The sequence below is a fragment of the Longilinea arvoryzae genome (genome assembly GCF_001050235.1).
Lineage (GTDB): Bacteria > Chloroflexota > Anaerolineae > Anaerolineales > Anaerolineaceae > Longilinea > Longilinea arvoryzae.
On the sequence record NZ_DF967972.1, the window covers coordinates 1,388,643 to 1,404,657 of the forward strand.

Here is a 16,015-nt window from a genome sequence, read left to right on the forward strand (position 1 = left end):
AATCGAATTGATTGGTCCAGGCGTTGGGAAACCAGGTCGGGATGGTGGCGTCCGGGGCGGTCGCGGGCGGGCACGGCCGCACGCAATTCGTAAGCCCTTGCGATTTTGTCTTTGCCTGCGAAAAGCAAGGGCCGATTATTCGTAAATCCGTTTGATCTTCAACGAGTGGGATTGGGCTCCATTTTCTGATTGAAATTCAGAATGGAGTTTTTCGCAGTTGTATCCATGGATAAAACTTCATATACTATATCTAAATAAGTATTGGTAAAGAATATCCTTTATATATTATCTGTGCTGGTATTGATTAAAAACAGAGGCATAAAGCACTGAACAGAGACTTCTTCTGCGCGCGTCGCTAAAGGAGGAAAAAGTCCTGATTGACCGCTGGTGAAATCAATCGATTCAAGTCTTCGGCGCGCGACCGTGGGGAATAACCCACCTGCCGCCGTTGAGAGGGATTGCACGCCTGGGCCGATCAGAGTGAATTCGATTACCCGTAGGCCGGAAATATGGGTAGGTCGGACCTGCAATTGTTTTCGAAGCAATACCGGAGGGTCTGATGTTCAACCGAAAATCCATCTCAAAATCGTGTTCCATCCTGTTCATCCTCGTGATTCTGCTCGCGCTGGCCTTCAATCCCCAGTATGGCGCGTCTGCCCAGGCGCCTGCGATTCTCTATGCGACTCCGAGCGGGACGGGCAACTGTTCGACCTGGGGAAATGCCTGCACCCTGGCAGCCGCGTTGACCAGCGCGGTTAGCGGCGACGAGATCTGGGTCGCGGCCGGGCTGCACCGGCCGACCACCGGCACACTTCGTTCCGCCACCTTCCAACTCAAGAGCGGCGTCGCGGTCTATGGCGGATTTTCCGGGACGGAAACCGAGCGTGCCCAACGCAATCCCATGACCCATGTCACGATCCTGAGCGGCGATTTGCTTGGCGACGACGTGGGTTTCACCAACAACACTGAAAACGTCTATCACGTGGTGATGGGCGCGAACAGCGCGATCCTGGACGGTTTTACCATTACGGGTGGGAATGCGAACGGCCTGACTGTGCCGGATGACACCGGTGGGGGCATGTTTATTTACCAACGCAACCCATCACTGACCAACCTGACTTTCTCATACAATAGTGCTTCCACCATGGGCGGCGGACTCTACATCGACAATGGTACTCCCGCGCTGACGGATGTTAGCTTTACGAACAACTCGGCCACCTGGGGCGGTGGGATGAACGGTTATGCAAGCAGTCCCATATTGAACCGGGTTACCTTTTCCGGTAATGCAGCTCAATCGGCTGGCGGCGGACTGCTCATCTGGAGCGGCGGCACCACTTTGTTAACAAATGTCACTTTCTCAGGGAATTCGGCGACGGATCACGGCGGCGGAATGATGATCGAAGGTGACAGCAATGCCACGCTGACCAACGTGACCTTTGGCGGGAACACTGCCAATCAAGGGGGTGGAATTTACAACTCCGGCACAGCGCCGTTGATCCGGAACGCAATTCTTTGGAACAACATTGCAGCCGGCGGCGGCGCTCAAATCTACAACAGCAGCACCGCTTCCGTGGTGACCGACGGGGTCGTACAGGATGGTTGCCCGGCAGGGAGCACCTGCACGAATATCATCATCGCCGATCCACACATTGGAGTCCTTGGCAATTATGGCGGCGCCACACAAACCATCCCGCTTTTGCTCGGTTCATCGGCGATCGACACCGGCAATGATTCTTTTTGCCCGGCCACGGACCAGCGCAGCATTGCCCGCCCGCAGGGGGCCCATTGCGACATCGGCGCGTATGAGTTTGTGAATTTGGCTCCCACTGATATCCTCCTCTCCAACAGCACGGTGGCGGAAAATGCCAATCTTAATACGTTGGTAGGCGCTCTCTCCAGTGTCGATCCGGACCCGGACAATACCTTCACCTACAGCCTCGTTCCAGGCGGCGGCGACACGGATAATGCCTCCTTTACGATCTCCGGCGACACGCTGCGCACTTCGGTGGTCTTCGACTTTGAAACCCGCCCCAGCTACTCGGTACGCATCCGCACCACCGACCAGGGTGGAGCCTGGTATGAAGAGGCCTTCACGATTACCATCACCAATGTCAACGAAACCCCCACCGATATTCAACTTTCGCACACCTCGGTGCTGGAGAACGCCGCAATCGACACTCCGGTGGGCACCCTTTCCAGCGTCGATCCGGATTCGGGCAATACCTTCACCTACAGCCTGGTTTCAGGGAACGGTGATACGGATAACACGTCTTTCAATATCTCCGGCGACGCGCTGCGCACCTCGACGGTCTTCGATTATGAAACCCGTTCCAGTTACTCGGTGCGGGTGCGCACCACCGATCAGGGCGGGCTGTCGTATGAAGAAGCCTTCACCATCACCGTCACCGATGGCAACGAATTCCCCACCGATATCCAGCTCTCACACAGTTCGGTGGCCGAGAACTCCGTAATTAACACTGCGGTGGGCACCCTTTCCAGCACCGATCCTGACCCGGGCAATACCTTTACCTACAACCTGGTTCCCGGCGACGGGGGCGCGGATAATACCTCCTTCAACATCTCCGGCAATACACTGCGAACCTCGGTCATTTTCGATTTCGAAACCCGGCCCAGCTACTCTGTGCGCATCCGCACCACCGACCAGGGCGGTTTGTCGTATGAAGAGGCCTTCACCATCACCATCACCAATGCGAATGACGCGCCGGTGTTGGCTTCGATTGCGAATGCAACCATCGATGAAATGGCGGCATTTACCTTTACCGCCTCCGCAATAGATGTGGACCCCGCCACCGTTCTCACCTACAGCCTGACCGGATCGGTTCCGGCGGGCGCAACCATTAGCCCGACCGGCGGCGTCTTCAACTGGAGACCCACCGAAGTCCAGGGACCGGCGTCTTTCACCTTTAACGTTCGGGTGTGTGATAACGGCAACCCGTCCCTGTGCGATCAGCAGGAGATCACCCTCAGCGTGAGTGAAGTCAATCTTGCGCCCGTCGCCGGGAACGACGCCTATTCTGTAATGGTGAACCAGACGCTCAGCGTCCTTGCCCCGGGCGTGCTGATCAACGATGGGGATGCCGACCTGCCGCCCAATACGCTGACTGCGATCCTGGTGGCGGATCCGGCACATGGGACGCTGACATTGAACGAAGATGGCAGTTTTACCTACCTGCCCAATAATTGGTACGGCGAGGACCATTTTACCTACCGGGTATTTGATGGAGGACTGTCCAGCCCTCCGGCCACGGTGACCATCACCGTTACGCCTTTGACCGTTTTCATCCCCTTGGTCTTGCGCTAAATCGGGGACCATTGCCGGCTGACCCGGAAAACGAAAATATATAGCAAATCAAAACCACCCGCTACACGGGTGGTTTTGATTGTAAAAATATCCATATCCGAAGCAATAAAAGGCTGTCTGGAATCACCCATCAGCCAGTCCCGATCCTGTTACCGCAGGGAGGATCCTTGATAATCCGATCAGACGATGTTCCTCTCATCAAAATGAAATTCATTCAATGGCCCGTTCCGTATTCAGCGCTGCCCAATGATGTTGGCTTCGGGATTTCGATAATTGACTTGATCTATCGATTTTGCTACTATATTTTTACTGGCACGTATCAGCCTGCATCGAATTGCCTGACCGCCAACATTCAGGAGGGAAATCAGTTGGCTGTTTTATTTTAAGCCTCTGGTTCTTCCGCTCTTTTTTCAGGGATCCAAAAAGGAGCAAGTAAATGAATGCGCACCATTCTTCGAACACGATTCTGAATCTGTGCTGGAACCTGATGGTTGTCGTTAGTATTTTGATATCCCTGTCCTCTGCGACGCCGGTCAAGGCCGCCGACACGCCAGACCCGACCGCGGTAACCATCGCCGGCTCGCTGCAATCCGAGCTGGGCTGCCCCGGCGACTGGCAGGCGGATTGCGCGGCCACGCACCTGGCCTATGACGCGAACGACGACGTCTGGCAGGCAGCCTGGACGGTTCCGGCCGGCGCCTGGGAATATAAGGCCGCGCTCAACGACAGTTGGGCCGAAAACTACGGCCTGCATGCCGGTCGCGACGGCGCAAATATTCCACTGAGCCTGGGCGCGTCCACCCCGGTTAAGTTTTATTACGATCACAAATCCAGTTGGGTGACCGATAACGTGACCTCGATCATCGCCACCGTGCCCGGCAATTTTCAGAGTGAACTGGGCTGCGCGGGCGATTGGGATCCGGGCTGCCTGCGTTCCTGGCTGCAGGACGTGGATGGGGACGGTACGTATACCTTCAGCACCACCGTTCTGCCGCCCGGCAATTATGAAGCCAAAGCGGCCATCGCTGAATCCTGGTCCGAAAATTACGGCGCGGGCGGGGCGCGCGACGGCGCTAATATCCCCTTTGCGGTCGTTGTGCCCAATTCGACGGTGGACTTCAGCTACGTCGGCAGCACGCATCTTCTCACCATCACAGTGACGTCGCCTGGCCCAAGCCTGGACAACAACGTGGAATGGGACGGCCTGCGGCATGACTCACGCGATACGCTCTACCGCACGCCCGGCGGGGCGGTTGCGGCCGGAACGCCGGTGCTGCTTCGCTTCCGCACCTTCCACAATGATGTGAACAGCGTCAGGGTGCGCATCTACGATCTGAACTCCGGTTCGCAGCGCATCGAGAGCATGGCGCTGGCGGCCGGCGACGTGTCGTGTTACCAGGCCGGCCTTGAGGAAGACCGCTGCGACTTCTGGCAGGCGGCGCTGCCGAACGAGGAGCCGGACAACCTGTGGTACCGCTTCATCATCACCGACGGCACCAAGACGGTGTATTACGCGGATAATACTACGGCGCTGGACGGCGGCCTGGGCAGCCCCAGCGACGATCCGATCGATAACAGCTACGCCTTGATGGTTTACGATCCGTCCTTCAGCGCGCCGGACTGGGCGCAGGACGCCGTGATCTACCAGATCTTCCCGGATCGCTTCCGCAACGGGCGCGCCGATAATGATCCGAAAACCGGCGATGTTCGCTATGACGATCCGGTCCTGAAACTCCCCTGGAACACGCTGCCCGAAGGCTACTGCCGGGGCTATAGCGACGCGCTGATCAACTGCCCATGGCGCTTTGGCGATCCGCCGGCCTGGGGCGTAGGTCAGCCCGAAACCCCGCGCGGCCGGGATTACATGGGCGGCGACCTGAAGGGCGTGGACCAGAACCTGGGTTATCTGGTGTCGCTGGGCGTCAATACCCTGTACTTCAACCCGATCTTCGACTCGGGTTCCAATCACGGTTACGATACCCAGGATTACTACAAGATCGATCCCTACTTTGGCACGCAAAAGGACTGGGAAAACCTGGTCAAACACGCCAACCAGCTCGGGGTGCGCATCATCCTGGACGGGGTGTACAACCACATGTCCTCCGACAGCGCCTTCTTCGACCGTTACCATCACTACAGCACGCTGGGCGCCTGCGAATCGACGGCATCCCCTTATCGAAGCTGGTTTACCTTCCATGAGGTGGCGGCCGGAACCGGGCCGTGCGCCGGAGCGAGCGGTCCGAATTCGGCCACTTACGACGGCTGGTTTGGCTTCGACACCATCCCGGTGCTGAACAAATCCAACCCCGAAGTGCAGGCTTACTTCCTGACCAACGCTGACAGCGTGGCGCGTTACTGGCTGGTGAACGGCGCCAGCGGCTGGCGGTTGGATGTGATGGGCGACTCTTCCTTCCCGAACGGCTACTGGGAAAGCTTCCGCCAGGTGGTGAAGGCCAAATCGTCCGATACCTTGATCATCGGCGAGTTGTGGCAAAAGGACAGCACGCTGCTGCGCTTCCTGCGCGGCGATCGGGCCGACACCACCATGAACTACCGCCTGCGGGATGCCGTGCTGGGCCTGCTGACGCCCGGAGCTTTCGATTCGAAGGGTTTTGGCGACAGCGGCCGGCAGATCAGCCCGAGCGAATTTGCGGCCCGCATTTCCTCCATCCAGGAAGATTACCCGCAGAGTGTGCTGTATTCCACCATGAACCTGCTCGACAGCCACGATACGGTGCGCATCCTGTGGGCGCTGACGCCCGGTCTGGCCAACCGCGCCGACAAGGAGTTCAACGCCGCCAACCTGGCAGCCGGCAAACAGCAGCAAAAGATCGCCTCGCTGATCCAATTCACCCTGCCCGGCGCGCCGACCATTTATTACGGTGATGAAGTTGCCCTGACCGGCAATGACGATCCGGATGACCGGCGCACCTATCCGTGGGCCGACAAGGGCGGCAGCCCGGATCTGACGATGTTCACGCATTACCAGACCCTGGCGAACCTCCGCAAGACCCATCCGGCGCTGACGGCCGGCGACCTGCGCATGCTGCTGGCGGACGACGCCGCTGAAACGGTGGCGTACGGGCGCAAGACGACCGATCAGGCCGCGCTGGTGGTGATCAACCGCAGCACCGAAGCGCGCACGGTCGACATCCCGGTGGCCGGCTATCTCCCGGACGGCGTGACGTTCAACTCGTTGTACGAGGTCGGCAACGGCGGCGCCCTCTCGACGGTTTCGGAGAACGGCATGGTCAACGTGTGGGTTGCCCCGCGCAGCGCCTGGCTTCTGGCCAGCGGCGCGGTCGATCTGCTGCCGCCGGACGCCCCGACCGGGCTGACGGTGGAGGAAGGAGACGGCCAATTGTCCCTGGCTTGGAACGCCGTGGCCGGCGCGGCCGGGTACAATGTCTACCGCAGCCCGTTGAGCGGAGGCGGCTGGGTGAGGGCGAACGAGGCACCGATCACAGGGATAACCTTCGTCGACAGCGGGCTGATGAACACCCGTCCGTATTTTTACGTGGTTACCGCACTGGACAGCGCGGGCAATGAAAGCGCGTACTCCACCGAAGCCAGCGGCATTCCGCACTACACCATCGGCTGGGCCAACCTGCAGTGGCCGCCGAGCATGACCCATACCATCAGTGCCGTCGACCGCACCGATACCGCCTACGGGCAGGTCTGGATCGACGGCGTCACCAACCAGCCTGGCCCAACGCCCGGCCTGATGGCCCAGCTCGGATTTGGACCCGAGGGCAGCAACCCGGCCGGCAATCCGGATTGGACCTGGGTGGATGCCGCTTTCAACATGAACGCGGGCAACAATGACGAATTCATGGCCAGCCTGCTGCCCGAAAGCGTGGGCGTCTTTGATTACCTGTTCCGTTACTCGACCACGAACGGCCGGGATTGGCTGTATGCGGATCAGAGCGGCCCGATCGCGGCCGGAACTCTGCCACCCAACCCGGGCAAGCTGACCGTTGCCAGCAGCGGAGATACCACCCCGCCGGCAGCGCCGGCCAACCTGCGCGCCGAATCGGCTTCACCGGCGGCAATCGAGCTGGCCTGGGATGGGGTGACAGGCGACCCGACGCTGTACGGCTATGAGGTGTTGCGCTCGGATTCCAGCGGCGGCCCGTACCTGCTGCTGGGGTTGGTGGTGGGCGCGACCCAATTCAGCGACACGTCGGTGGGTGAGGGCGCCACCTACTTCTATGTCGTCCGTTCGGTCGATCTGTCCTTCAACCGTTCGGGATACTCCAATGAGGTCGAGGCGACCGCTGAACTGCGCACGGTGACGGTAACCTTCAACGTGACCGTGCCGGCAGCGACGCCCGTCGACCGCAGCGTCTACATCGCGGGTTCGCTGGACCGCCTGGATGGCAGTCTGCCCTCGTGGGACCCGGCCGGCGTGGTGCTGACGCAGGTGGATGCGACCCACTGGACGATCACGCTCAGCGGCAAGGAGACCACCCAGATCGAATACAAATACACGCTGGGCAGTTGGGATTACGTGGAGAAAGGCGCGGCCTGCGATGAAATCGCCAACCGTACATTGACGCTGAGTTACGGCGCCGACGGGAATATGACGGTCAATGATACCGTTCTGAACTGGCGCAACCTGGGAGGTTGCCCCAACTAAGATTTAATCTTCCCAATCCGCCGGGTTATAACGGCGCGTGCGCTTGACGGCGCCGCGCCGTTTCTTATCGTCCACGCGCGCAGCCGAGGCCGTGACACTGGGGCGGGTCTTTTTGCGTTCTTTGGGCTTTTCGAGCGCCTTTTGCACCAGCGCGATCAGCCGCTGGATGGCGTCCAGGCGGTTCTGCTCCTGGGTGCGGTAGCGCCTGGCCTCGATGATCAGGACGCCTTCATCGGTCATACGGCTGCCGGCCAGTTTCATTAGGCGTTCCTTGACCTCCGGCGGCAGGGCAGGCGTGGAGCGCACGTCCCAGCGCAACTGGCAGGCCGTACTGACCTTGTTGACGTTCTGTCCGCCGGGGCCGGCCGAACGAATGAAGTCGAATTGCAGTTCGCTTTCGTCAAGCTGCAGGGATGGGATGATCTCGACCATGCGATAAGTATATCTGAATTCACCCCGGCCTGCGCCAACATTCCGGGGGATGAAATTTACTGCAGGCGAAATGCCTGTACGGAGCGCGCGGGCAGGGCCAGGGTTAACCTGTTTTGCACGACCGGAACACTGCGCTGATCACCCATGAGAGAAACCCATTGGTGAATTCCGGCATCCCGGATCTCGAATTCGCAATCCAGCGCGGCGGCGTTTGCATTCAATACAAAACAGACCCGCCCGGATGCATTCTCATGGATCGTCGTGATCACTCCCCCGGCGGTCGGCGAAATTTCCGGACGGATGGACCATTGCGCCAGCCGGTCACGGATATTTTCAGCGCTGGTCTGGCCGGTATTCGACGGATCCAGAACGATCCTGCCTTCGCCATAGCGTTGAGACTCTGCGTTCGATAAAGCCTGGAATTTTCCAGCCGCCGCCAGGAATGGCCCGGGATCGGCCGCGAAAATGCACAAGGTTCCACCGCGGGCGGCGTAATCCAGCAATTGGGCCAGGACCTGAGGCTGGATGTCTTCCTTCGGCGTGTAGTAAATCGCTTCGAATTGGTCCAAGTCAATCGGCGGAAGGTCGAAATCGATGATAGCCGGGTTGAAATTCGCCGTGAAAAGGGCATCGAACGCGGCGCGAAATCGCTGATAGCCATTCATCGTCTGGGTTTCAGGGCTATCCGCGCTTCGCGCACTCTGGATGTAATCCTGGCGCGCATCGCGGTGCGCAAAAACAACCCCGACCTGGGAATTCTTCTGGAGGGAAAAATAATCCGGAATTCGTTTGAGGAGCTGGATCAAGTTTTTGACGCTCGAATAGGTGCTTCCGGGTCGGCCTGCCACGGTCACGGGCGCATCCGCCCAGTTCTCGCGGTTGACCGCCATATAGAAGTTGGCGCCTTTCAAACCCAACGCGAAGGCGGAATACTGGAAGAATGCCAGATCCGACAATCCGAAGCCCGGGTGGTCCTCATCCACTCCGGGAGAGATCCAGATGCCGGCCATCAATTCCGGCGCCCACACCAGTGGAGCGACGGCCTGGCTGTAGCTGATGGCAAAGGCCATGTTCACACAATCCTGCCATTTGAACGGCGGAATGAAGTAGTAGTCATAGCCGATGAAATCACAGGCCTTTTGCAGAAGCATCCAGTTGTTGGGGGTTGCCAACTGGGGATGCTCGTTGATGTTGAGGGTGTATAAAACATCCAGCGGGCGCTGCCCTTGAAAAGCCTGCTTTAGGAACTGGATGTGATCCTGCAGAAGAAATTCTTTGTATTCCGTCCAGTCGAACAAATCCTGAGTGGAAGCATGATCGAAGGAACGCGGCGCGGAAGAAATCGGCGTTCTGCCGGGATATCTGGATTCGAGCCAGCGCGGATAAAGCCCATTTTCGGCGACGATGCTGGGATTGTAATCGCCTTCGAACAGGCGATCGTGAAAAGTCATGCTGGGTTCGTTATCGAGCTGGACCAGGATGATGGGTCCGTGCGGGTAGAAATAGCCCTCCAGCGCGGCGCGGACGGCTTCCAGCCATTTCCGGGCGTAGGACCGGTATAAAGGATGCGCATAACTCGGGATCGGCGCCCGAAAGGGCGGGTTATACCCCTGGATGATCTTTCCCTTGCTGTCGAGCGCCAGGAGTTCACGGTGTTCGATCAACCAATCCGGATATCCTCCGTTTTTTTCCTCGGCGCAAATCCAGGGGCCGGGCTTGAGATGCACCCGGACATGATGCTTCTGACAAAGGTCCAAAAACCGCCTGACATTCAAACGCGGATCGGTCCTGCCGTCGAAATCGAATTGACCGGGAGCGGGTTCGAACCGGCGCCAGCTAAAATAGGTGGCCACGATTTCGAAGCCGATATCCTTGAGCGCCAGCAGGCAGGGTTCCCAATCGGCCGGGTCCAACCTCCAGAATTGAATCTCAGCGCTGAGCAACGGCGCCGTTTCAGCGCCCATGCGTATTCCAGACGAGTTGACCTGCATGCATTAACCCTTGACCGAACCGGAAATGAGCCCCTGGGCGATATATTTCTGGATGAGTAGGAACAGAATCAAAACCGGGATGGTCGCCAGCACGGTGGCCGCCGCCAGTTGATTCCACTGAATTTCATAGGAGGTGATGAAACGCGACAGGCCAACCGGCAGGGTGCGGATGGCCTCGCTCGAGGTGAAGGTCATGGCGTAAACCAATTCATCCCAGGAGCCGATGAAGACATAAATGCCGGAGGCGATGATTCCGGGCAGGGCCAGGGGTAGGATGACCCGCACCATCGCTCCGATGCGCGAGCAGCCGTCGATCATGGCGGCTTCTTCCAGGTCGTGGGGAATCTGGTCGAAAAAGCCTTTCAGCAGCCAGGTGCAAAGCGGGACGGCAAAGGTCGTGTTTGCCAGGACCAGCGCGCCCATGGTGTTCATCATGTCGAAGGCTTTGATCAATCGAAAAAGTGGGATGATCAGGAGAACGCTCGGGAACATCTGCACCATCAGGAAGCTAAACAGGACGAACTTGTGGCCTGGAAAATGGTAGCGCGAGAAACCATAACCAGCCAGAAGGCTGACGAAGAGGGACGCGATGGTTGTGCCAATGCCGACCAGGAAGCTGTTGCGAAAATACAGGCCGAACGATCCGCGCTTCATGATATAGGAATAATTCTCGAGGGTCGGATGGTCTGGAAATAATTTCGGGATGCTGGTATACAGCTCTGAACTGTTCTTGATGGAGGTACTCATCATCCAGACGAAAGGCAAAACCGAGAAGATGACCAGCAGAATCAGAATCAGAATCGAAATCCATTTTATCCAGCGGTTGCTAAACAATGCGGTCATTTTCTACCCTAGCCTTCATTCATCCCGTTCCGGGCCGATAGTTTTATGTATCCCAGGCAGAGCAAGAATACAATAATGAACAATGCCACGGATAACGCTGAAGCATACCCAAAGTGGAAGAAATCAAAACCATTCTTATATACATAAGTCACCAGAATATCCGTCTTCCCGGCCGGTCCACCGCCGGTCAGAATATAGATATAGGTGAAGTTGTTGAAGGTCCAGATCCCGGAAAGCAAGGTTACGACGAAAATAACCGGGGTCAGCAGCGGCATAATGATGTATTTGACCTGCGGCCAGAAGGTGGCGCCGTCGACCGCCGCGGCCTCATACAGTTCCGTGGGGATATTTTGAATCCCTGCCAGAAGCATCAACATCATGAATGGATAGCCGCGCCAGGCATTCGTCAGGATGGCGGCCGCGGTGGCGATATTGGCATCTCCCAGCCAGTTGATATTGTGGGAAACCAGATGTAACCCCACCAAAATGTAGTTGAGCAGGCCATATTGGGCGTGGTACATCCATTTCCACGAAAGCGCGCCGGCGACGCTGGGCATTGCCCACGGGATCAAGATGAGCGCGCGGGCCAGGCTCCGGCCGCGGAAGGATTCATTCAAGATCAGCGCCGCGACCATTCCAAGGAGGAACTGCAGGAGCACCGATCCGAAGGTCCAGATGGCCGTTTGCAGCAGCGCGTGGCTCAGATCCTGGTCTTGAAGGATTTTCAGGTAATTTTTCAACCCGATAAAGTATTCACCCGCGTGACGCAAGGGCTCGATATCATACAGACTCATTCTTACCAACGTCAGCAACGGGTAAACCATCACCACGGTCAGCAATAATGCAGCCGGCAATATCAGGAAGCAGCCCATCCGGTTTTTGCGGAAGGATTCTTTCCATTGCTTGAGGGGGAGGGGAACGCCCCTCAAATTGCTTTGAGAGGCGCTCCCTTTGAACGTGTGGATCGACATTCTGTTATTGTTTCAAGATCTCAGCAGCTTTGGCAGCTGCATCGTCGAGGGCTGCTTGCGGGGTCTGACCGCCGGAGAGGGCAGCCTGAACCGCTTTGCCGAACAGGTCATCGATTTCTCCAGCCTGGCTGATGGTCGGGCGGGAAAGCGAATTCTCCAATGCGGCCGAGAAAACCTGCATGAAGGCATCGTCCTTGAAGGTCGGGTCCGAATACATCGATTTCTTCAAGGGCAGCAGGTCCAGCGATTTGGCCCAGTCGACCTGAACCTCATCCTGCAACAGGTAATTGATGAAGCGGGCAGCCTGTTCTTTGTGGGTGGATTGATCGAGAACGATCAGGTCCATGCCGCCCAGAACGGACGCAGATTTTTTACCGGCGGGTAATGGAGCGATGGCCCATTTGCCGTCGATCTCGGTATTTCCCTTCAGGCTGGCAACCGTCCAGGGACCGGAGGTGAACATGGCGATTTGGCCGGCGACGAACGGGCCCTTGATCTCATCTTCGCCATAGGTGGCCGTACCGACCGGCATGACTTTGTACTTGTTGGCCAGATCCACCCAGAACTGCAGGGCAGACACGCCTTCGGGGCTGTTGAACGCGGGGGTTACGGCGCCGTTATCGTTATTGAGCATCACACCGCCAGCCTGCCAGAACCAGGGATAGAATTCGAAAGCGCCCCATCCACCGAACAGGCCAATGCCGTAGACTTCCGGATTGCCGTCATTATTGGTGTCCTTGGTCAGAGCCTGGGCATCTGCGAGCAGCTCATCCCAGGTTGCGGGCGGGGTCGCGATGCCGGCTGCTTCGAAGAGATCGGTGCGATAGTACAGGACCATGGTGGAAACATCCTGGGGCACACCATACAGCGAGCCGTCTTTTACGAGTGGCTCCAGCGTGCCGGGGAAGAACTGATCGCGCAGATCTGCGGCGATGAATTCATCCAGGTTCGCGGCATAGCCGGCCGAAATATATTGCGCGGCCTTGACCGGTTCTACGCGGGCGATATCCGGGGCGTCTTCACCCAGGATCGAGGTCACCAGTTTGTCGTAGAAATTCGAGTCGTTATTGCGCTCGACCTCGATTTTGATATCCGGATTTTCAGCTTCGAATTTCTGGATAATCTCATCCAACTTGGCGCTTTCGGTGTCGGAGAACTGGTGAGCAAAGCGAATGGTCACCGGTTCAGCAGCCGGAGCTTCGGTCGCCGGGGCCTGGGTTGGGGCGGCTTCCGTTGCAGCCGGTTCAGTTGCGGCAGGTTCAGTCGCCGCGGGGGTCGCCTGAGCGCAGCCAGCCAACAGCATGCTTGCGACCACCATGAGCCCGATAAGAACGAACATTTTCTTCTTCACAGTCTCTACTCTCCTTCTTCAAATTTTTAAGTATACGCGATGGCAACGGGTTTGGGTGAAATCTGGTCAGGTCACGGAGTTCACATTTTCAGCGCCGGCCGCGCATACCTAATTACTGGGGGTTATGAATATTGACACGGATGTAGAATGTGCTATATTTAATGAGTTATTTCAAAGGTTATTTTATATCAAAAAATATCGTCTGTCAACTACCCATGACAACGAAATCTCCAGCAAAAGAAAGGTTTTTTCTGTTATGGCGTCGCCCGCTTCATCCATCATCAAAAAGGAAGCCCAAAATTTACCCCGCGAGGAATTCTGTTCCAACCTTCTTTCCCAAATGACGCTGAAGGAAAAGGTGGGTCAGATGGTTCAAGCTGACCTTTCCTGGAGTGAAAATGTAAAACAATTACTGCGGGAGGGCAGAATCGGTTCGCTGCTGACCATTCAGGATGTGAGATCCATCAACGAACATCAACACATCGCCGTCGAAGAATCGCGCCTGGGAATTCCGATCCTGGTGGGGAATGACATCATCCACGGCTATCGCAGCATCTTCCCCATTCCGCTGGCGCTTGCCAGCAGTTGGGATGTGGACCTGGTCGAAGCCGTTGCGCATGCGTCCATTTCCGAAGCCATTGCAGCCGGGACGACCTGGAATTTTGCCCCGATGGTGGATATCACCCGCGATCCGCGCTGGGGACGGATTGCCGAAAGCGCCGGCGAGGATCCTTTACTCAATTCGAAAATCGGCGCGGCCTGGGTGCGCGGATATCAAGGTTATCGGAGTGAAACCGGGCGGCAGGCGGCCGCCTGTGTAAAACATTACGCGGCCTACGGCGCGGTCGAATCCGGCAAGGATTACAACACCACCGACATGTCCGAGCGCCGCTTGCGCGAAGAATACCTTCCGCCGTATAAGGCCGCGATCGACGCCGGCGTGAAGACGATCATGACCTCGTTCAACGATTTGAACGGCCTTCCGGCCACCATCAACCCGCTGCTGCTGAAACAAATCCTGCGCAAGGAATGGGGCTTCGAGGGCGTCATCATCAGCGATTATGACTCGATTGGCGAATTGATCTTTCATGGCGTCGCTCGCGATCATAAAGAAGCGGCGCTACGCAGCATTCTGGCCGGCGTGGATATCGACATGATGGGAAACGCCTATCATTATCACCTGGCCGACCTGGTGCGGGATGGGCAGGTGCCCGAGGCGCTGCTCGATGAAGCGGTCCTGCGCATTCTGCGCCTGAAATACGATCTGGACCTGTTCGATCACCCCTACGCAGAAGAATCCCGGATCTCATCCTCCCTCATGCGGCCGGAAACATTAAACCTTGCCGCTGAAGCGGCTGCGAAAAGCATCATCCTTTTGAAGAACGATCCCCGGTTGCTGCCTTTGCACCTGGAAGGAAAAACAATCGCCCTGATTGGGCCTTTCGCCGATGAGCGTCAAAGCCTGTTGGGCTGCTGGAGTTTTGACGGTAAGGCCGGGGACGTGGAGACTTTGCATGAAGCCATCGAACGAAACCTGCCGCCTCGCGCCAGCCTGAGGGTTTGTTCGGGCTGTTCGTTCGACGGTGATGCTGCGGATCTGGCTTCGGCCGTTGCGGTTGCCCGGCAGGCAGACGTGGTTCTCCTGGCGGTGGGTGAGACGGACCGCATGAGCGGCGAAGCCCATTCGCGCGCGCATCTCGGGCTGCCCGGCCGGCAGCAGGAACTGGTGGATGCCGTGGTCGCAACCGGAAAGCCGGTGATCGCCGCAGTCTTTACCGGCCGCCCGCTGGCAATACTGAAATTGGCGCAGGAAGTGCCTTCGATCCTGCTCGCCTGGCACGGCGGGACCCGCGCCGCGCAGGGCCTGTGTGATGTTCTTTTGGGTCGCGTGAATCCTTCCGCGAAGCTGAACGTTTCATTTCCGCGCAGCGAGGGCCAGATCCCGGTCTATTACGCACACAAGAGCACCGGACGCCCGGCCGAATCGAGCGGCGTTATTCAATTCAACGAAGCCGATAAATCCGTGTACCTGGATGAAAGCAACGATCCCCTGTTTGCATTCGGTTTCGGGTTGAGTTACACGAATTTTACCTATTCCGATCTGCGGGTGCTGACGCCGGTCGTGGAGAAGGATGGGTTCCTGCGGGTCTCTGCGACCCTCACGAACGCCGGAAATTTTACGGGCACGGAGATCGTTCAATTGTACGTGCGCGACCTGGTAGGAACGGTGACCCGACCGGTGAAGGAGCTGAAAGATTTTCAAAAGATGACTCTCGCGCCCGGCGAGAGCTGTTCGGTGGAGTTCGATTTGCCGGCCGGGGAGCTGGCTTTTCTCAATGTCGACCTCAACCCGGTCCTCGAAGCCGGAGAATTCAAAGTCTGGATTGGGCCGGATTCAACCCGGGGACTCGAGGGCCATTTTGCCGTCCGGTAGAATGGATTGCCAGTATATAATGGATGAGCTCA

Annotated in this window: 8 protein-coding genes; 3 read left to right on the plus strand and 5 right to left on the minus strand. The window is 57.6% G+C overall.

All coding sequences use genetic code 11. The features are described from left to right. Window positions 1–559: 559 nt before the first annotated feature. Both LARV_RS06215 and LARV_RS06225 read left to right on the plus strand, forming a co-directional pair. A complete protein-coding gene (locus LARV_RS06215; protein WP_075072819.1) occupies window positions 560–3,322 on the plus strand; it encodes a cadherin domain-containing protein in 2,763 nt (920 codons plus the stop codon). A gap of 436 nt (window positions 3,323–3,758) precedes the next feature. After that, entirely contained in the window at window positions 3,759–7,961 is a 4,203-nt protein-coding gene (locus LARV_RS06225; RefSeq protein ID WP_075072821.1) for an alpha-amylase family glycosyl hydrolase, read from the plus strand. 3 nt (window positions 7,962–7,964) lie between these two features. Here the strand turns inward: LARV_RS06225 and arfB are convergent, their stop codons facing one another. Genes arfB through LARV_RS06250 form a run of 5 tightly spaced genes read right to left on the minus strand, consistent with a single transcriptional unit; the run spans window position 7,965 to window position 13,537 of the window. Beyond that, window positions 7,965–8,393 carry an alternative ribosome rescue aminoacyl-tRNA hydrolase ArfB gene (arfB, locus tag LARV_RS06230; protein WP_075072822.1) on the minus strand — a complete coding sequence of 143 codons (429 nt, stop codon included), beginning with the start codon at window positions 8,391–8,393 and terminating at the stop codon, window positions 7,965–7,967. Window positions 8,394–8,449: 56 nt separating this feature from the next. Next, on the minus strand, window positions 8,450–10,357 hold the full coding sequence (locus LARV_RS06235) for a beta-galactosidase (RefSeq protein ID WP_075072823.1): 1,908 nt from the start codon (window positions 10,355–10,357) through the stop codon (window positions 8,450–8,452). A 30-nt stretch (window positions 10,358–10,387) separates the two neighbouring features. Further along, window positions 10,388–11,227: a carbohydrate ABC transporter permease gene (locus tag LARV_RS06240; protein ID WP_075072824.1), complete on the minus strand. Its 840-nt coding sequence runs from the start codon at window positions 11,225–11,227 to the stop codon at window positions 10,388–10,390. Between the two features lie 8 nt (window positions 11,228–11,235). Then, window positions 11,236–12,198, minus strand: a complete 963-nt coding sequence (locus LARV_RS06245; RefSeq protein WP_083522362.1) for a carbohydrate ABC transporter permease — start codon at window positions 12,196–12,198, stop codon at window positions 11,236–11,238. A 4-nt stretch (window positions 12,199–12,202) separates the two neighbouring features. Next, window positions 12,203–13,537, minus strand: coding sequence for an ABC transporter substrate-binding protein (locus tag LARV_RS06250; protein ID WP_075072826.1), 1,335 nt, complete (start codon window positions 13,535–13,537; stop codon window positions 12,203–12,205). Window positions 13,538–13,889: 352 nt separating this feature from the next. Here LARV_RS06250 and bglX point away from each other — a divergent pair, with 352 nt between their 5' ends. Continuing rightward, window positions 13,890–15,983 carry a beta-glucosidase BglX gene (bglX, locus tag LARV_RS06255; RefSeq protein ID WP_269084970.1) on the plus strand — a complete coding sequence of 698 codons (2,094 nt, stop codon included), beginning with the start codon at window positions 13,890–13,892 and terminating at the stop codon, window positions 15,981–15,983. The last annotated feature ends 32 nt before the right edge of the window (window positions 15,984–16,015 follow it).